Origin of the sequence: Corallococcus caeni, from assembly GCF_036245865.1 — a bacterium.
GTDB lineage: Bacteria > Myxococcota > Myxococcia > Myxococcales > Myxococcaceae > Corallococcus > Corallococcus caeni.
This window is the reverse complement of sequence record NZ_BTTW01000012.1, coordinates 146,282-163,364: the sequence shown is the minus strand read 5'-3', so window position 1 is coordinate 163,364 and position 17,083 is coordinate 146,282. Positions and strand designations below refer to the sequence as shown.

14 protein-coding genes and 2 tRNA genes are annotated in these 17,083 nt (G+C 70.4%); 4 read left to right on the top strand and 12 right to left on the bottom strand.

Annotated features, from left to right (window positions below):
* Positions 1 to 15: 15 nt before the first annotated feature.
* The 5 genes from AABA78_RS36010 to dnaK all read right to left on the bottom strand — a co-directional run bounded on the left by AABA78_RS36010 (position 16) and on the right by dnaK (position 8,332).
* Entirely contained in the window at positions 16 to 2,298 is a 2,283-nt protein-coding gene (locus AABA78_RS36010; protein WP_338270015.1) for a vWA domain-containing protein, read from the bottom strand.
* Positions 2,299 to 2,333: 35 nt separating this feature from the next.
* A complete protein-coding gene (locus tag AABA78_RS36005; RefSeq protein WP_338270014.1) occupies positions 2,334 to 4,865 on the bottom strand; it encodes an AAA family ATPase in 2,532 nt (843 codons plus the stop codon).
* Positions 4,866 to 4,916: 51 nt separating this feature from the next.
* Complete coding sequence (locus AABA78_RS36000; protein WP_171422097.1) at positions 4,917 to 5,324, bottom strand: thiol-disulfide oxidoreductase DCC family protein; 408 nt, start codon at positions 5,322 to 5,324, stop codon at positions 4,917 to 4,919.
* Between the two features lie 28 nt (positions 5,325 to 5,352).
* Positions 5,353 to 6,210 carry an SRPBCC family protein gene (locus AABA78_RS35995; protein ID WP_338270013.1) on the bottom strand — a complete coding sequence of 286 codons (858 nt, stop codon included), beginning with the start codon at positions 6,208 to 6,210 and terminating at the stop codon, positions 5,353 to 5,355.
* Between the two features lie 208 nt (positions 6,211 to 6,418).
* Positions 6,419 to 8,332, bottom strand: coding sequence for a molecular chaperone DnaK (gene dnaK / locus AABA78_RS35990; protein WP_338270012.1), 1,914 nt, complete (start codon positions 8,330 to 8,332; stop codon positions 6,419 to 6,421).
* A gap of 415 nt (positions 8,333 to 8,747) precedes the next feature.
* Here dnaK and AABA78_RS35985 point away from each other — a divergent pair, with 415 nt between their 5' ends.
* Positions 8,748 to 9,836 (top strand): diacylglycerol/lipid kinase family protein, encoded by a 1,089-nt coding sequence (locus AABA78_RS35985; protein ID WP_338270011.1) that lies wholly within the window; start codon positions 8,748 to 8,750, stop codon positions 9,834 to 9,836.
* Between the two features lie 63 nt (positions 9,837 to 9,899).
* Here AABA78_RS35985 and AABA78_RS35980 read toward each other — a convergent pair whose 3' ends face one another.
* The 5 genes from AABA78_RS35980 to greB form a co-directional block, all read right to left on the bottom strand.
* Positions 9,900 to 10,661, bottom strand: a complete 762-nt coding sequence (locus AABA78_RS35980) for an SAM-dependent methyltransferase (RefSeq protein ID WP_338270010.1) — start codon at positions 10,659 to 10,661, stop codon at positions 9,900 to 9,902.
* Positions 10,662 to 10,749: 88 nt separating this feature from the next.
* The gene (locus AABA78_RS35975) at positions 10,750 to 11,067 is read right to left on the bottom strand and encodes an HP0495 family protein (protein WP_171420164.1); all 318 of its coding nucleotides are present in this window, start codon (positions 11,065 to 11,067) and stop codon (positions 10,750 to 10,752) included.
* A 34-nt stretch (positions 11,068 to 11,101) separates the two neighbouring features.
* Complete coding sequence (locus AABA78_RS35970; protein WP_338270009.1) at positions 11,102 to 12,421, bottom strand: PhoH family protein; 1,320 nt, start codon at positions 12,419 to 12,421, stop codon at positions 11,102 to 11,104.
* A 188-nt stretch (positions 12,422 to 12,609) separates the two neighbouring features.
* Positions 12,610 to 13,605 carry a deacetylase gene (locus AABA78_RS35965; protein ID WP_338270007.1) on the bottom strand — a complete coding sequence of 332 codons (996 nt, stop codon included), beginning with the start codon at positions 13,603 to 13,605 and terminating at the stop codon, positions 12,610 to 12,612.
* A gap of 8 nt (positions 13,606 to 13,613) precedes the next feature.
* Positions 13,614 to 14,147 carry a transcription elongation factor GreB gene (gene greB / locus AABA78_RS35960; protein WP_338270006.1) on the bottom strand — a complete coding sequence of 178 codons (534 nt, stop codon included), beginning with the start codon at positions 14,145 to 14,147 and terminating at the stop codon, positions 13,614 to 13,616.
* Positions 14,148 to 14,338: 191 nt separating this feature from the next.
* On the opposite strand from greB, the gene AABA78_RS35955 reads away from it, so the two are divergent.
* Together AABA78_RS35955 and AABA78_RS35950 are read left to right on the top strand one after the other, a co-directional pair.
* Positions 14,339 to 14,411 (top strand) — tRNA-Lys (locus tag AABA78_RS35955).
* A 12-nt stretch (positions 14,412 to 14,423) separates the two neighbouring features.
* Positions 14,424 to 14,496: transfer RNA gene (locus AABA78_RS35950), tRNA-Glu, on the top strand.
* Between the two features lie 118 nt (positions 14,497 to 14,614).
* On the opposite strand, the gene AABA78_RS35945 is transcribed toward AABA78_RS35950, so the two are convergent.
* Both AABA78_RS35945 and AABA78_RS35940 read right to left on the bottom strand, forming a co-directional pair.
* Positions 14,615 to 16,063 carry an FAD-dependent oxidoreductase gene (locus tag AABA78_RS35945; protein WP_338270004.1) on the bottom strand — a complete coding sequence of 483 codons (1,449 nt, stop codon included), beginning with the start codon at positions 16,061 to 16,063 and terminating at the stop codon, positions 14,615 to 14,617.
* Between the two features lie 234 nt (positions 16,064 to 16,297).
* Positions 16,298 to 16,744, bottom strand: coding sequence for a hypothetical protein (locus AABA78_RS35940; protein ID WP_338270003.1), 447 nt, complete (start codon positions 16,742 to 16,744; stop codon positions 16,298 to 16,300).
* 142 nt (positions 16,745 to 16,886) lie between these two features.
* On the opposite strand from AABA78_RS35940, the gene AABA78_RS35935 reads away from it, so the two are divergent.
* Positions 16,887 to 17,075 (top strand): hypothetical protein, encoded by a 189-nt coding sequence (locus tag AABA78_RS35935; protein ID WP_338270001.1) that lies wholly within the window; start codon positions 16,887 to 16,889, stop codon positions 17,073 to 17,075.
* Positions 17,076 to 17,083 lie beyond the last annotated feature (8 nt).

Sequence of the window (17,083 nt, the reverse complement as noted above, 5' to 3'; positions counted from 1 at the left end):
CGCGTGCCCCGAAGCCTACCCGAACGGGCGGCAGAGCAGCCGCACCCGTTCCAACGCCTCGCCCACCGGACGCGTGCCGCCGGACAGCACGGCCAGGTAGCGCGCGGGCGTGAGTCCGTAGACGGACAGCAGGTGCTGCAGCAGCACCACGCTCTCCGTCGCGCGCCGGTCCGCGGGGGCGAGCGACGCGGCCTCGCCCACCGCCTCCAGGATGTCCGTCACCCGCGCCACCAGCTCCATGCCGGGCACCTCCGGCACGGTGGGCGCAGGGGGCGTGGACGGGAAGAGCGCGTCGAAGGAGGCCTCCACGGCGACGCCTGTCCCGGGCGCGCGGCCGGCCGCCACCGCCTCCAGCGCGTCCAGGTGCGGGGCCAGCGCCTCCAGTGCCTCCAGCGAGGCCGGCACGTCGCGCGGCAGCAGCGTGCGCCAGGGCGTGTCGAACTCCGTGCGCGCCCAGCGGATCTCCTCGTCGGAGAGCGGGTGGTAGAAGGCGCGGCCTCCGGCGGCGCGCTGCTCCAGCACCAGGGACTTGAGGTCCGGGTTCTCCTCGCCCAGCGAGATGAAGCTCAGCGCGATGTCCAGCGCCCCCATGGGCGCGCGGGTGCGGCGGATGAGGTCCAGGTCCACGCGGTCCTCGCCGTCGGTGATCAGCACCACCGTGGCGCGCGCGAGGTACGGGTCGCGCCCCTGCGCGGCGCGGATGGAGTCGAACGCGGACAGGAGAGCCAGCGAGATGTCCGTCTGCCCCTCCGCGGGCGAGTCCCGGAAGAGCTTTTCAATCTGCCGCGTCGCCTCCGCGGCGGTGTCCACGCGGGCCAGCTCCGTGGGTACGTCGTTGAAGAAGCTGAAGTAGAGCGGGTCGAAGTTCTCTCCGCGCCGCGCCTTCACGCGCAGGTTGTTGAGCTCCGCGATGATCAGCGCGTCGCGGAAGCGAGCCCGCGCGCCGTGCATGGAGCCGGAGGCGTCACAGACGTAGACGCGCACGGCGGTGCGCTTCACCTTGCGCGGCTTGGGCGGCGGCGCGTCGTCCAGGTAGGTGCGCACCAGCTGCCGGTGCGCCGCGAGGTCCTGGAGGATGCGCCGCGGATCCGTGATGACGAAGTGGTGGACCTCGTCCAGGCTCCCCGTCGTGGCGAACGACATCGTCTGCGTCGGATAGGGCACCTGGCGCGGGACGGCCCGGGCCGCTGCGGCGTCCTGCTCGACGATCTCCTCCGACAGCGCGTCCTCCACGTCGAAGTAGCGAGCGCACCCGGCCGCCAGGTCGAACGTGGCCAGCTGTTCCGGCTTCAGGGAGAACGCCAGGTCCGCGAGCTGCTCGTCCGGCGCGTCCTCCGCCTCGCGTCCGGAGTCCGCCTCGGCGTCCGCCTCCCCCAGCCACTGCAGCCGCGCGCCCGCCTCCGCCTCCTCCACCATCCGCGTCAGCCGGGACTCCGGGGGCAGCAGCGGCGTCAGCGCGCGCCGCGCCGCCGAGGCCAGCTCCGCGTCCCCCGCTTCGATGGCGCGCTCGTAGAGGCCCTGCAACGAACGGTAGGCGCCCCGAGGGTCTTTCTGGGCGGACTCCCGCACGCCGCGCACCAGCGCCTCCAGGGACCGCGTGGGCGGCACCTCGCGCACCCGCTCCCGCGCCTCCGCCACGTCGCTGCGCAGCGCCATGCTCCGCGCGCGGTCCGCGTCCGTCGTGCCCAGGCGCAGCAGCATCTCGTGGGCCAGGTCCAGGTCGCGCCGCTTCTGCACCAGGTCGATGACGTTGTCCCGAGCACGGGCGGCCAGCAGCTCCGCGATGGCCAGGCGCGCGTTGGTCGGCGGCCGCTCCCGGGTCGTCTCGTTCGGGCGCTCGAAGATTTCAAACGGCGCATCGTCCCCGCCCTGCGCCTCCAGCGGACGGCCGAAGAGGTCCGCCACCTTTACCGCGCGGGCCAGCCGCACGAAGCCGCGGTCGAGCGCCGTCAATGCACCCGGCGGCATCTCCCCGGAGCGGTGCGCCCGCTCCACCAGGCGCAGGCACTCCTCGAACTCCTCCAAGGCCTGGCTCGCGCGCGCCGAGAGCCCCTGCGCGAGCGCCCCCGCCCTGCCCCGCTGGGTGCCCAGCGCGAGCAGCAGCCGGGCATCCGCGGCGGTGTGGATGCCCACGCGGTCCAGCTCGCGGTCGAGCGCCACGAGCACCGGCAGGCCCAGGTCCTCCGGCCCCTTCAGCTTGCGGCCGAAGGGCCAGGACCACGCGCCGCCGCGGGCCGCCACGGGCTGGCGGAGCGCATCCAGGCGCTGCCGCAGGGGAGTGAGCCGACGCGCCAGCACGCCTCAGCGCCGCCTTCCGTGCACGGCCCCGGCGCTCACTGCGCGGTCCGCCGCTCCAGCACCTGCCGGCTGAAGCGCCCGAAGTCCTCGTCGATGCCGCGCAGCTGGGTGGACAGCTTGCGCGCGCTCTCTCCCAGCTCGCCCGGGAGCGTCTCCAGCATGCCCAGGGTGGCCTTGAGCCGCACCAGCTCGCCTTCCTTGAGCGTGAGCTGGGGGAAGCGGCTGCGCACCAGCCGTTCGAAGGTGCGCTCCGCGTCCGCACGGCTGTTGAGCGCTTCCGGCGCGGGCAGCGCGGACAGCAGCTGCGTCAACCAGCTGCGCAGGTACTTGATGCGCGACTGGAGGAAGGACAGCTCCGCCTCGGCCACCGCCGCGCGCACCGTGTCGGAGAGGAACGCCGAGGCCGACGGGGGACGCGCCGCCATCAGCTGGCCGTCCAGGCCCACCAGCGCGGACAGCTCGCCGTCGGGGGCCTGCGCGGACAGCTCGCCCCGGTAGTAGGTGTACGCGTCGCCATTGAGCACGGCGGTGGGGGCCGGTGGGGGGCTGGCCACCTCGCGCGACAGCACGCGGGCGTGCTCCCGGAGGCGGTTCTCCATCAGGTCGCGGCACTCGGCGAGCACCGGCTCCGCCGTCACGCCCTCGCGCCGCAGGTTCTCCGCCACCGCCTGCACCGCGCGGCCGTACTGCTCGATGCGCTCGAACGGGGTCGCCCCCAGCACCTCGCGCGCGTACGCGAGGCTCAGCGGCCGGAGCAGCTCCTGCTTCAACCCGGCCTGCGAGGGGTCCAACGCCGTCAGGGCGTTCTCCAGCTGGGTGAGGCGCCGCGAGTCCGCGGCGAGCGCGTCCAGCGGATCCTTGCGGCCGCGGGGCGCCTGCGCGGGGAACGCCGCCGACACCCGGCGCCGGAGCGCGGCCACCACCCGGCGGCGCGTGTCCCGGTCCGCGTCGCGCAGCCGCTCGTGAAGGGAGGGCACGGCCTCGCTGAGCATCGACGCCAGCGAGCCCATCACGCCCAGCTCCTCCTCCAGGTTCTCCGCGAGCCCGACCAGCCACTCCATCTTGACGCTGTCCTCGAACGCGAGCCCCTCCGCCGCGGACGCGCTCATCTCCAGCGCCTGCTCCAGGAACCGCGCGGACGCCTCGCAGAGCGCGGGGTAGCCCGGCTTCAGCTCCGGCACCGCGCGGCACAGCTCCAGGACGTCGCGGATGGCGATGAGCAGCGACACTCCGCCGCGCCCCTCCCCCTGCCCCACCGTCATGCCCCGCGACAGCCGCTGCTCCAGGGCCGCCACCAGCGCGCGCGCCGCCACCAGCAGCGGGGCCCGGTTCTGGCCGTGGCGCGGTCCGGGCACCAGCTTCCCCAGCACGCCGCGCGCGGTGCTGGACACCACGCCCGCCTGCCAGTTGCGGCTCAAGCCCTCCGCGGCGTTCACGTCATCCGCGGCCGCGAGCGTCGTCGCCTCGCGCTCCACGCCGCCGCCCAGCTCCTGGCGCACCTTGCCCAGCACCTCGTCGAAGGTGCGCTGCTCCAGCCGGACGATCTCCAGCTGCGCCCGCTCACGCGGGTCTACCGCCGCCTTGAGCAGCGCGTCCGCCTCCGCCGCGGGCGGGCCGCCCAGGAGGAAGAACCAGCGCAGCGCGTCCAGGTCCTCCACCGTCGCCTCGAGCGGCCGGTCCGGACGGCGGTAGATCTGATCGCGCACCACCGCCGCCTTCAGCGTCCAGAGCGCCTTCACCACCGAGCGCTGGGAGAAGTACTTCGTGGGCACGTAGTCCGGCAGCTTCGACACCTGCGCCACGAGCGCGCGCTCCAGCGCGTCCGTCAGCATCTCCACGCCCTCCAGCACGTGGCCCGGCACCTTCACCTGGGCCACCGCGTCCTGGAGCAGGTCCAATTGCTGAAGCGTCAGCGTGGCGCGCAGGTCCGGCCGCGTCCCGTGCACGAAGCGGTGCAGCATGGCGGCCCGGCTCTCCCGCCGGGCGAAGGCCTTGGGCACGAAGCTGATGAAGCTCAACCGGTCCGCGAACGCCAGGAGCAGCTCCGGCGAGCGCGCGAGCACCTCCGTGAGGTACCGGTTGCTCGTCATCACCACGCACTCGGTGCGGCCGGCCGTCACCTTGCGGCCGTGCTTCAGCTCCCGCTCGTACATCACGTTGAGGATGGAGCGCAGCAGCATGTCCCGGCCGTCGAAGACCTCGTCCAGGAACGCGTGCACCGCCCCCAGCATGCCCTCGTCGGTGAGGTACTCGGTGCGGCCCGTCTCCGTGAGCACCTTGAAGTCCACCGGGCCGATGAGGTCCGTCTGCAGCGTCGTCTCCGCGATCTGCTTGGAGAACAGCGACGGCAGCCCGGACACCTCGTCGGTGATGCGCCCCAGGACGGCGCTGGCGACCGCGCTCTTCGCCGTCCCGGGCGGCCCCACCACCAGCACGTGCTCGCGGCAGAGCAGCGCCAATTCAATCTGCGTGAACAGCGTTTCGCGCTCCAGGTACGTCTCCCGCAGCTCCCCGAAGAAGCGGCGAAAGGACTGGGCGGCCTGCAGGTTGGGAGGAGGCGAAGTCACGGAGGGCCAGGAGGATGCGGGGAAGGACGCATGCTACCCGCGCCCCTCCCCCTATTTGAAGTGCACCGCGCAGGCGCCGTCGGGGCAGTCGCGACCCGCGATGCGGAAGCGGTAGCGGGCCACCACGCCATACACCGCGTCCGCCAGCTGCCTTAAGCCCGGGACGTAGTACACGTAGAGCAGCCGCCCCAACGGCCGCCGGCCCAGCGCGCGGACGATGGCCTCCGCGCCCTCCAGGACCCGGCCATCCGCCTGGATGAGCTGCATGGCCTTCTCGCAGCGCTCGAAGCTCACCCCCGGGAAGGCGTCCAGGACGCCCTCGTCGCGGAACGAGAGCAGCTTCGTGCCCTGCCCGCCCACCAGCTTGCGCATCTCCCGCGCGGCGCCGCTGCACACGCGGCAGTGGCTGTCGTAGAGGACCACGTCATGTCCCGGCGGTGTCGTCTGGAGCGTCGTCATGCGTCACCTCCCCCGTGGGCCCAGTATGTCAACGCGGCTTGAGCATCTCATGCAGTTGTCCGTGCACGCTGCGCCAGATGTCATGCTGCCGTTCAATAGGATCCATCAGCGCCATGCCCACCGACGTCGCCGGGGAGCTGCCCTGGAAGGCAGAGTACTGTCGGATGCGCGTGCCTCCGCCGCCGTCGTCGTCGAAGACGAACTGGTTGGTGCCCCGCAGCGGGTGTCCGTCCAGGGTGGTGATGTGGACGACGCGCTCCGTCTCGTTGAGCTTCACCGTGATGGGCGCCCACACCGGCGGCGGCCCCTGCTCCTCCAGGAACAGCCGGGCACCATCCGTCAGCGCGCTCGCCGCCGGCCGCAGCGAGATGCCCGCCGCGCCGAAGAGCAGCTCCGGGTTGCTGACGAAGGCCTCGAAGGCGTCCTTCGCGGACACGCCGGGGATGGTGCTCGTGTAGTCCGTGAGCGCCGTGGGCGCGCCCGCGATGGGCGGGCTCGGGTCCAGGTGCCCCAGCTGCGTGCGCGCGTAGGCATCCATCGCGGGGCCCTTGTCCAGCGCCACGCTGAAGGCCGCGGCCTGGGTCTGCTCCAAAAGCCGCGCCCCCTGCTTCACCTGCTCCTGCAGGGAGCCCGTGGGCTTCGGCGGGAACGCGCCCCCCACGCCGAAGTCGAAGCCGTTGCCCTCCCGCGTCCGGGGCGCCACCTGCGCTGCCCTCGCGGGACTCGAGGCCGGCGAACCGGCGCCCCGAAACACCTCCACGGAGTTGGCCGGAGCGGCCGTCGTCCGTGAAGGTGCCTCCTGGCGCGGGGCCGGGGGAAGAGACGTGACTTCGGGGGCGGCGACGTCCGGGAGGACGGCGGACAGCAGCGAGTCGATGCGGGACATGGGGCGGACACCTTCGAGGAGGACAGCGAGGAACCCGCCCGTCCCTTGCAGTGCCCTCGCCACCGGCGACCGCGTGAAATCGCGGGGTTGCTCCCGGCCCTCATCCCGCGTCCGGCACACCCGTCCGAAAAGACGAAGGCCGGCGCCCCTCATCGGAGCACCGGCCCTCGGACTTCAGCCCCCGCCAGGTGGCGGGCGGCTCACGGCCTTACGACTGGCGGAACTCGGCGTCCACCACGTCGTCCTTCGCGGACGGCTGGGCGCTGGAGCCCGGAGCCGCGGAGGGCTCGGCGCCCGGAGGAGGCGTGGCGCCCGGCGCGCCGCCGGTGGCGCGGTACATCTCCTCCGCCGCCTTGTAGCTGGCCTGCTGGAGCTTCTCGAGGGCCGCCTTGATGGCGTCCTTGTCCTGCCCCTCGCGGACCTTGTTGAGCTCCGCGACACCGTCCTCGATGGCCTTCGCCACGTCGGGGGTGAGCTTGTCCTTGTTCTCCTTGACCATCTTCTCCGCGGCGTAGGCCTGGCTCTCCGCCTGGTTCTTCACCTCGACCAGCTCGCGGCGCGCCTTGTCCGCGGACTCGTTGCTGCGCGCATCGTCGACCATCTTGGTCACTTCGTCCTTCGACAGACCGGACGAGTGGCTGATGGTGACCTTCTGCTCCTTGCCCGTCGCCTTGTCCTTCGCGCTGACGTTGAGGATGCCGTTCGCGTCGATGTCGAACGTCACCTCGATCTGCGGCACGCCGCGCGGCGCCGGGGGCATGCCCGTCAGGTGGAAGCGGCCGAGGCTGCGGTTGTCGCCCGCCATCTCGCGCTCACCCTGCAGCACGTGGATCTCCACCTGCGTCTGGCCGTCCGCCGCCGTGGAGAAGGTCTCCGACTTGCGCGTGGGGATGGTCGTGTTGCGCTCGATGAGCTTCGTCATCACGCCGCCCAGCGTCTCCACGCCCAGCGACAGCGGCGTCACGTCCAGCAGGAGGATGTCCTTCACCTCGCCGGAGAGCACGCCCGCCTGCACCGCGGCGCCCACCGCGACCACCTCGTCCGGGTTCACCGTGCGGTTCGGCTCCTTGCCGAACAGCCGCTTCACCGCCTCCTGCACCATGGGGATGCGCGTGGTGCCGCCCACGAGCACGACCTCGTTGAGGTCCTTGGGCTCCAGGCCCGCGTCCTTGAGGCACTTGCGGCACGGCTCCAGCGAACGCTCCACCAGCGGGCCAATCATCTGCTCGAACTTGGCGCGCGTGAGCTTCACGTTCAGGTGCTTCGGACCGGACGCATCCGCCGTGAGGAACGGCAGGTTGATGTCCGTCTGCATCGCGCTGGACAGCTCGATCTTGGCCTTCTCCGCCGCCTCCTTCAGGCGCTGGATGACCATCTTGTCCTTGCTGACGTCGAGCCCGGTGTCCTTCTTGAACTCGCTGATCAGCCAGTTCATGATCTCCAGGTCGATGTTGTCGCCGCCCAGGTGCGTGTCGCCGTTGGTCGCGAGCACGTCCACGACGCTCTCGCCCACCTCCAGGATGGACACGTCGAAGGTGCCGCCGCCGAAGTCGTAGACGGCGATCTTCTCATCCTTCTTCTTGTCCATGCCGTACGCGAGCGCGGCGGCGGTGGGCTCGTTCACGATGCGGCGCACCGTGAGGCCGGCGATCTCACCGGCGTCCTTGGTGGCCTGGCGCTGGGCGTCGTTGAAGTACGCGGGGACGGTGATGACCGCCTCCGTCACCTTCTCACCCAGGTAGTTCTCCGCGGCGCGCTTGAGCTTCAGCAGCACCTGCGCGCTGATCTCCGGCGCGCTGTACTGCTTGCCCGCGATCTCCACGCGAGCGTCGCCGTTGGGGCCCCGGGCCACCTTGTAGGGGACGAGCTTCGCCTCCTCGGTCGTCTCCTCGAACCGGCGGCCCATGAAGCGCTTCACCGAGTAGACGGTCTGCTCCGGGTTGGTGATGGCCTGGCGCTTCGCCACCTGGCCGACCAGGCGCTCCCCGTCCTTCGTGAACGCGACCACCGAAGGCGTGGTGGGAGCTCCCTCTTCGTTGACGATGACCTTGGGCTCGCGACCCTCCATGATCGCCACCACGCTGTTCGTGGTGCCCAGGTCGATTCCGATAATCTTGCCCACGGTTCCCATCCTCTGGAAATGACTGCGTTTTTCCTGCGAAATCCCGATGTATGCCCAACGTAACCACCCCCCCCGGCGTGTCAAACGCGAGGACGGGTTTCCCCGTAGGCCCGGGCACCCAGCGCAAAGGTGATGACGGCCGCTGCGTAGCGCAGTGCGCAGGCCCCCAGGCGTCCAGGAGGCGCCGCGTCACCTGAACGCCATCCGCACGCCACGGGTGCGTAACGCGCTCTACACTGCCGTCACCCCGCGGTAGCAACCGGGCGGGCATATTGGACACCAGCGGACCGTTCAACCCCTCGAAATCACATCAGGGCGCCCGGCTAACGCCACGCGTCAGGGGTTGGCGAGAAAAGTGCACAGTCCGAACCGCGTCAGCGCTGTCATACCGCTCCCCGCCCCTCTGGAGTCGTCCATGCTGGTTCAGCCCCTCCGTTCCACGGACTTCCGCCGCTCGCCCGCGGCGCTTCCGTCCGCCGAACCGAAGGTCGCGGTGCTGCTGAACGCGAACGCCCGCAAGGTGGATGCCCGGGTGGTCAAGCTGCTGTCGCACGTGGTGCCGGAAGAGGACCTGTTCCTGTCGCGCTCGCCGCTGGACGCGCGCCGCATCGCGCAGACGGTGCTGGAGCGGGGCTACCCCACCGTCTTCACGGGCGGCGGCGACGGCACCTTCATGGGCTTCGTCAATGAAGTGCTGCAGCAGGTGGGCCCGCGCGGGAAGTTCGCCGGCCAGACGGCGCCGCGCTTCGGCATCCTCAAGCTGGGCACGGGCAACGGCATCGCGGCGTTCGTCAACGCGTCCAGCACCCGGGGCGACGGCATCCTCAACGACGTGGTGCGAGCCCGCGCGGCGGAAGTGCCCGGCGTGCGCACCATGGACCTGGTGCAGGTGGACGGCCAGCGCGCGCCCTTCGCGGGCCTGGGCGTGGATGGCAAGGTGCTCAACGACTACATCTCCGTGAAGGAGTCGCTGGGCAAGGGCATGTTCAAGCGGGTCATGTCCGGCGGTGGCGGCTACTTCTCCGCGGTGGCCTTCAAGACGGTGCCGCACTACCTCACCAGCTCCGTGCTGGTGGAGTGCGAAGTGGTCAACGGCGCGTCGGAGGCCTACCGCCTGGGCGCGGACGGACAGGCCGTGGGCGCTCCTCTTCAGCCGGGCGCGGTGCTGTTCCGGGGCAAGCTGATGATGGCCGCCGCGGGCACCATGCCCTTCTACGGCTACGGCTTCCGCATGTTCCCCCACGCGAATGACCGCCGGGGCTTCCTGCAGCTGCGCCTGGGCCAGGTGTCGCCCACGCAGGTGCTGGCGAACCTGCCCCGCCTGTGGAACGGCCGCTGGGCTCCGGAAGGCCTGCACGACTTCCACGCCCGCGAGGTCACCATCCGCTTCGCGCGCCCCATGCCCTTCCAGGTCGGCGGCGACGCGGCCGGCTACCGCGAGCAGGTCACGCTGTCCGTGGCGCCCGAGTCCATCGAGCTGCTCGACTTCAACGGCGTGCAGTAGGTCCTGGCGGTTGAAGGGCTCGGCAAGCTCCAGGCCCTCCCCCACGCTTCAAGCCCCCTGCTTTCAGCCGCGGTCGCGCGACGCCGGGGGCTTCTCACCCGGCTCCTTGCGCCGTCCCACCGCGAACGCGTAGCTGACGCCCGGCCGCTGGTTGTGCTCGCGGTGCAGGGCCAGCTCCTCGCGGAAGCCAGCGCTCTCCAGCGAGGCTGCTTCCGGCAGGTGCGCTTCCATGTCCTTGTAGAGCGCGTCCAGCTCCGTGTCGTGCAGCGACTCCACGGACTCCGGCTCGAAGCCGCCGGTCTCCAGCGCCTGGAGCAGTTCGCGCGGCAGCAGCAGCGGCGCGCCCAGGCGCTTCTCCCAGAAGTCCAGTACGGGCTTGGGCGTGAAGCGGCCCACGCGCGCCGGGAAGGTGAAGCCCACGCGGCCGCGCTTGCCCAGGAGCGGGCGGAACACGCGCAGCGCCACGTCCAGCGGGTACTGCACGCGCCCCGGCACGAGGATGCCGTGGAAGGGGCCGTCCAGCATGCCCAGCGCGTCCGGCGCCACGCGGCGCACCTCGATGCGATCCGACAGGCCCTGGGAGCGCACGCGCTCACGCACGGGGGACACCAGGGCCTCCTCCGTGTCCACGGCCACCACGGAGCACTTCAGCTCCTGGGCCAGCAGCACGGCGGCGCCGCCCTCCGGACCACAGCCGAGCACCAGCACGCGCGAGCCCGGTTCGAGCTGGGCCACCTTGGCGAAGCGGCGCGTGGCGTCGTCTGTTCCGAACGCGCGCTGCGCCCCCGGCGGGTGGTACAGCGGGAAGTGCTCGGCGGGACTCATTCCACCCTCATATACGCACCCTGGCCGGACTTCCAGCCGCTGGCGGGGTCCGGGCCCCCCTGCGGCATCCACCCGCGCACCGCCTGCCTCACAGGTAGTAGACGATGCGCGGATCCTCGTGCAGCGCCTCGTAGATGCCCCGGCGCTGCTCCTCGGACAGGAGCAGCACGGACACGCTCAGGGACACGAACTTCCCCTTGCGGCTGTGCTGCACGTGGATGGAGTCCGGGGACACCTCCATCCCCATCTTCCGCCGGAAGAGCGAGCGCACGTGCTCCTCGAAGCCGGCCGTCTCCTCGACCGTCGCCTTGCCCATCACCTTGTACTCGTAGACGGAGGGGTACTCGACGAGTGGCTTCTTCTCCTCGCCGGGGGTGTCGGGCTTGTCGGTGCCGTCCTGGGTCATGACAGGTCTCTAGCAGGCGCGGGGCTTGAGCGCTTCACAGCAGGTTGGCCGCCAACTCGGCCAGCATGCTGCGCTCGCCCTTCGCCATGGTGATGTGGCCGGCGATCTTCTCGTTCTTGAAGCGGTTGACCACGTGCACGAGCCCGTTGTTCGTCGAGTCCACGTACGGGTTGTCGATCTGGAACGGGTCGCCGGTGAGGATGATCTTCGTGTTGTCGCCCACGCGGGTGAGGATGGTCTTCACCTCGTGCGGGGTGAGGTTCTGCGCCTCGTCCACGATGATGAACTGGTTGGGGATGCTGCGCCCGCGGATGTACGTGAGCGGTTCGATCTCCATCAGCCCCAGGTCGATGAGCTCATGGTGGCCGCGCCCGGCCTTCTTGTCCGCGCGGCTCAGGTTCATGAGGAACTCGACGTTGTCGAAGATGGGCTGCATCCAGGGGTTGAGCTTCTCCTCGACGCTGCCCGGCAGGTAGCCGATGTCCCGGCCCAGGGGGAAGATGGGACGGCTGACCAGCAGCTTGTGGTACAGCCCCTCCTCCGTCACCTTCTGCAGGCCCGCGGCGATGGCGAGCAGCGTCTTGCCCGTGCCCGCCTTGCCGACGATGGTCACGAGCTTGATGTCGTCGTTGAGCAGCAGGTCCAGGCAGAAGGCCTGCTCCATGTTGCGCGGCCGGATGCCCCAGGTGCCTTCCTTGCTCTGGCGCGCGAGCGGCACGAGCCGCGCCTTGGCGCCGTTGAAGCGGGCCATGGCGGTGTGGGACGGGTTGAGCTCGTCCTTGAGCAGCACCAGCTGGTTGGGAGAGAGCCGGTCCTGGGCCGGCACCTCCACCTCGCCGCCGGGCTTGTAGAGCTGATCCACCATCTCCGTGGGGACGAGCAGCTCCGTGAAGCCCGTGTACAGGTCGGTGATTTCGACGCGCTCGGTGTCGAAGTCCTGGGCGGACAGGCCCAGGGCGTCGGCGCGGATGCGCAGGTTGGTGTCCTTGGTGATGAAGACGGCCTGGGTCTCCGGCTCGGTCTCCATCAGGTCCAGGGCCACCGCGAGGATGCGGTTGTCCACCAGGTTGCTGTCCGCCATGGAGGACGGCAGCGAACGGTCGGTGAAGGCCACGCGGAGCATCCCGCCGTGCGGCAGCGGGACGCCCTCCTTCAGGGAACCCTCCGCGCGGAAGGAGTCCAGGTAGCGCGCCACCAGTCGCGCGTTGCGCCCCAGCTCGGAGAGATCGCGCTTGAACTGATCGATCTCCTCGATGACGTAGATGGGGATGATGACGTTGTTGTCCTTGAACCCGTAGATGCTGCGGGGATCATGGAGGAGGACGTTCGTGTCGAGGATGAAGTTCTTTCGCATCGAGGGCTTCGCGACCTGACCTGGTTCGGGTGCGATTGCTGACGGCGAGCGACGACCGTGGATGACCGACGCCTCTCAATATAGGCACCGAACGAGGGGGCAGCAGCCGCATTCCCGTCGGGAAGGAGGAACGTCCGTCCGAAAGAGCACGGCCCCTTCCCGACGGAACAGGGCGCTACAGCGGGCGCTCAGGACGTCGCCGCGGTCCGCGGCGGAGCGGGCGCCGGCTCACAGGCATCCTGGTACGGCGACGCGGGCGCCAGCGGATCATACCCGAGCACCTCCACCACCCTTTCAGGCGGGGGGCCGGGGGGCATGCGGGCCCAGGGGAAGCGCGCCTGCAGTGCCTCTTCCTCCAGCGACAGCACCTGCTTCGCGTGGAAGCGCCACGCCCGCTGCCAACCGCGCGTGTCGAGCCGCCGGGCCACCCGCCGGGACAGGGGGCTGATCATCGGCGCGGGCGTGAAGAGGGCCGGCTGTCCCTGTTCATCCCGCATGCAGCCCAGCTCCACCGCCCACGCCAACAGCCAGCGGGGCCAGCCGCGGCCCGCGCGGCGAAGGGCGCTGAAGTGCCCCTGCGCGGCGCCGTCCACGAAGGTGAAGCGTGGCTCGTAGACGCACGCGGCGGAGAAGGTCGCGGGCATCAGCGCCACGCCTTCCGCGCCGATGCGGCGGGCCATGAGGTGCAGCAGCTCCAGGAGGTCGCGCGCCAGGGACAGGCCGGGGTGGAGCTGTCCGGGCAGCGGCGGCCGGCTCCAGTCGAAGGGCCGCCCCGGGTGCTGCAAGAGGAGGCTGTCCACGTAGAGCAGCGGCGCCTCCGCGGCCGAGCGGGTGAAGCCGACCTCCGCGCCCGTGGCCTGGCGCAGGGACAGGTCCACGACGGCCGAGTGGTAGCGGCGGCTCAGGACGGTGATGCGCGGCTGGAACGGATCCTGGCAGGACAGGCGCAGCTCGACGGGGCCCACGCGCTCCTCCAGGCGCTGCGCGAAGCCGTAGGCCCGGAGGGCGTGCTCCAGGCCCTCCTGGCTGTAGGTGCCGAACGCCAGACCCACGCGGTCGCCACCGGGCTCCAGGCCCAGGTCGTCCAGGGACAGGGACTCCCCCGCGGACGCGGCCAGGTCCGCGCTGCTCAGGCGCGAATAGGTGCGGCGAGTATGGGAGCTGAGCTCGGGTGTCCGGGGCATGGGGTGTCCTAGTCGTAGCGGATGTCCACCAGGGTGAGCTCAATCTCACCCCGGGGGCGCCGCACCTCCACGGTGTCGCCCGGGGTCTTGCGCAGCAGTGCGCGGCCCATGGGGGACTCGACGCTGATGCGGCCTCCGGAGGCGTCGATCTCGTCCGAGCCGACAATCTGGTACGTGCTGCGGATTCCGCCCTCGTCCTCCAGGGTCACGGTGGCGCCAAAGTAGACTTTCGAGCGGTCCTCCTGTTCCGCGGGGTTGACGATGGTGGCCGTGTCCAGGCGCTTCGAGAGGAAGCGGATGCGCCGGTCGATCTCCCGCAGGCGCTTCTTGCCGTAGATGTATTCGGCGTTTTCTGAACGGTCGCCCTGCGCGGCGGCGGCGGACACCTCGGCGGTGACCTTGGGGCGGGCCTCGTTGAGCAGTTGGAGCAGTTCGCGGTGCATGCGCTCGGCGCCCGCCCGGGTGAGGTAGCGGCGGAACGGGGCCTGCTCCCCTGCCTCTTCGTCCTCGGTGTCGGGCGGTTCGGGAACGTCCTGGGACATGCCCTGTGTATAGCGCCGGAGGCTGACGGGCGGAGGGGCACTGGCCAGGCGGATGTTCACCCCTGGGCCAGGACGGAGCGTGTCAGGAAGCAGCGCCTGCGATCGCCAGTGGAACTCCCCGGGCGCTGCTGGTAGGAAGCGCCTCGCGGAAGCGTTGGCGGATCCGCGGTCGGTGCCAAAAAAAGAATAGCGAGTCGCTAGCTCAGCTGGTAGAGCACCGGCCTTTTAAGCCGAGGGTCGGGGGTTCGAGCCCCCCGCGACTCAAGCAGTGACGACGTCCCCGTCGTCTAGAGGCCCAGGACGCTGGCCTTTCAAGCCGGTAACACGGGTTCGAATCCCGTCGGGGACACTGAAGGACCGAGGCCGGAAGCCGCTGAGACCCAGCGGTTTCCGGCCTCGGTGTTTTCAGGCTCCTTCGCGTCTCCAGACGAGGCCCTCGTGACGCATCGAGGGCCCGGGCCACAGCGCTACCCCGTGGACTCCTGGACCGGGACAGGGCTTGGACGCGGGGGCGTGAGAGGCGGAGGCCGTGTCTCGGTATTCGCCAGCCGCTCGAGAGGGCGGAGGAGCGACATGACGCCATGGCCCAACACGGGCAAGGCCACGGAGGGCTGGAGAACCGCCTCCAGCCCCGCGTGCAGGTGCAGGATCCGGTAGAACTGGCGATGGACGTGTGCGTCCGTCGACGTGCGCTCCATCAGCCGCAGGATGTACCAGTGCAACAAGCCCAGCCCGAAGGGCCGCTTCCCGACGGCCTGCGGATACAGCAGGTCCATGCCCGTGCCCAACAGCCACGGGAGCCGGATGACTTCAGGCAGCCGCTCGCGGAAGCGCTGCGCCAGGCCCGATAGCTCGCCTCGTTCGGCCTGCTCGCGAAGGCAGGTGTCCAGCAACTCGGCGCCAAGCCCCGCCACCGACATGCCTTGCCCGTAGAGGGGATTGAAGGCACACGCGGCGTCTCCCAGGATGACCAGCCCCTCGGGAAAGCGGGGCAGCTTCTCGTAGTGCCGCCACCGGCAGTCCTTCACCTTGTGCTGGGAGATGGGCCCTATCGGCGTGGCCTCTTTCAGGTAGTTGTACAGGTCCGGACGCGTCAGTGAGCGCGCGTACTCGAGGAACCCCGCGTACTCGGTGGGCGCGTGCTCCCCGAAGTAGCCATTGAGGGTGACGAGCCACCGGCCTCCCTCGACGTGTGAGATGAACCCCGCGCGCCAGGCCTTGGGAGGACTTGGATAGAGGAAGAGCGCCTTCCATTCCTTCTGGAAGTGGGGCGGCGGCTCGTGCAGGCACGTCGTGTAGGAAAGGTCCACGATGACCTGCTCTTCCTCCGGGCGGGCGTAGCCGATGGCTTCCAACCACTGAGGCATCCGCGAGCCCCGGCCACTGGCATCCACGACGAGGTCCGCATCCCACGACTCCTCGCCCTGGGGTGTCTTGACCCGGACGCCCGTGATGCGCCCCGTGCCCTTCTCGTCGGAGATGAGCCCTTCGATGGAGCAGCCCTCGCGCACCGCTACGTTGGGCCGCGCCTTCACCCGACGCAGGACGTTCCACTCGAGCAGGGGCCGGGTACACAGCAGCCCGGGGATGCCGCTGGTGCGGCGCAGCTTCCACACCCCGAAGTGGTGCCAGGCGAGGTCTCCACTCGAGTCGATGGACTCGGCGCCCTGGACCTGGAGTTGCTCGAACAGGTCCGGGAAGTACTTGTCGAGGATGCGCCGGCCCGTGTCCAACAGCACGTGGATGTGCGGCCCTTGCGGAACACCCTTGCGCGCGGCGGGCCCCTCCCCCCGGACATCCCGCTCCACCAGCGTCACCTTGTCGAAGTGGTCCGCGAGCACCCGCGCGCTCAGGAGCCCCGCCATGCTGCCGCCGATGACCACGGCGCTTCCGAATCTGCGTCCAGGGGTTTCCAAGTCCCACGCCTCCAGGGGTTCATGTCGTGGCGCTGCTGCTCAGAGGGATCCGCCTTCCCCGGAGCCGCTCGCCCCCGCCGGGGAGATTCCACATCACCGGTCTGACATGCCCTCTCGGACCCAGGGCGTCTTCAGCTCGGCACGTCAGCCGAGGCGACAACTTCCCTGACACAGGCGGCCGGCCCCATGCGAGTGGAGCCGGCCGCGGCACTGCAGGGCGTCACGAGGCGCGGACTACAGGCAGGGCGCGCACTCGGGGGCGCACTGATAGCTGCCGTCGCAGCGCTGGCAGAGGAACTGGCGCGGCGGGCAGCTCGTGGAGCCCATGGCGGACACGGACGGGTCCGGATTGGCCACGACTTGCGGAGCGCACTCGAAGCACCTCGTGGCGCAGTAGGTGCCCGTGCCGTCGCACGTGGGGCAGAGTCTCTGGCCCGTCTTGCAGGTGAGGCCCTCGGCCTCGACGGTGGGCGCGGCGATGGGGACGGCGCAGTCCCCGCACATCGTGGCGCAATAGGTGCTCTTCCCATCACACGTAGGGCAGAGGCGCTGGCCCATCGCACAGGTGCTGCCCTGGGCGGTCACCTGCTCGCCCTGCGTCACGTTCTCATCCGCCACACCACAGCCCACGGCCAGCGTCAGCATCGTCACGACGGACATCGCGAGAGCATTCAGCTTCATCGGCATTCCTTTGTTGGGGGGAACCGCGTACCGCGGCGCGCACCCTACCCACGTGGCCGAATGCTGACGAGTCACGAGCGATGGCGCGAGACGTCACGTGGAGCGGGGCATTCCGGGAGGGTGCGCGGCATGACTGCCCCGGATGTCGCTTCCTGGACGTTGCCGTGGCGGGGGCTCGGCGAAGTCCCGCTTCGCCGAGTGGGGCCTTCTTCATCCCAGCAACGGATGGAAGACGAAGAAGTTCTTGTCGATGCGTTCGTCGTCCGACCTGTGGCGCCAGGGGTGGAGCTACGGCGTCGCGAAGCTCCAGCGCAGGTACGGCCAGCGGTGATTGACGTT

Bases quoted from the DNA above. Each gene is read 5' to 3' on its own strand.
- AABA78_RS36000 (WP_171422097.1), bottom strand. From the start codon at position 5,324: ATGACGACGCTCCAGACGACACCGCCGGGACATGACGTGGTCCTCTAC.
- AABA78_RS35995 (WP_338270013.1), bottom strand. From the start codon at position 6,210: ATGTCCCGCATCGACTCGCTGCTGTCCGCCGTCCTCCCGGACGTCGCC.
- AABA78_RS35985 (WP_338270011.1), top strand. From the start codon at position 8,748: ATGCTGGTTCAGCCCCTCCGTTCCACGGACTTCCGCCGCTCGCCCGCG.
- AABA78_RS35980 (WP_338270010.1), bottom strand. From the start codon at position 10,661: ATGAGTCCCGCCGAGCACTTCCCGCTGTACCACCCGCCGGGGGCGCAG.
- AABA78_RS35975 (WP_171420164.1), bottom strand. From the start codon at position 11,067: ATGACCCAGGACGGCACCGACAAGCCCGACACCCCCGGCGAGGAGAAG.
- AABA78_RS35970 (WP_338270009.1), bottom strand. From the start codon at position 12,421: ATGCGAAAGAACTTCATCCTCGACACGAACGTCCTCCTCCATGATCCC.
- AABA78_RS35965 (WP_338270007.1), bottom strand. From the start codon at position 13,605: ATGCCCCGGACACCCGAGCTCAGCTCCCATACTCGCCGCACCTATTCG.
- greB (WP_338270006.1), bottom strand. From the start codon at position 14,147: ATGTCCCAGGACGTTCCCGAACCGCCCGACACCGAGGACGAAGAGGCA.
- AABA78_RS35940 (WP_338270003.1), bottom strand. From the start codon at position 16,744: ATGAAGCTGAATGCTCTCGCGATGTCCGTCGTGACGATGCTGACGCTG.
- AABA78_RS35935 (WP_338270001.1), top strand. From the start codon at position 16,887: ATGTCGCTTCCTGGACGTTGCCGTGGCGGGGGCTCGGCGAAGTCCCGC.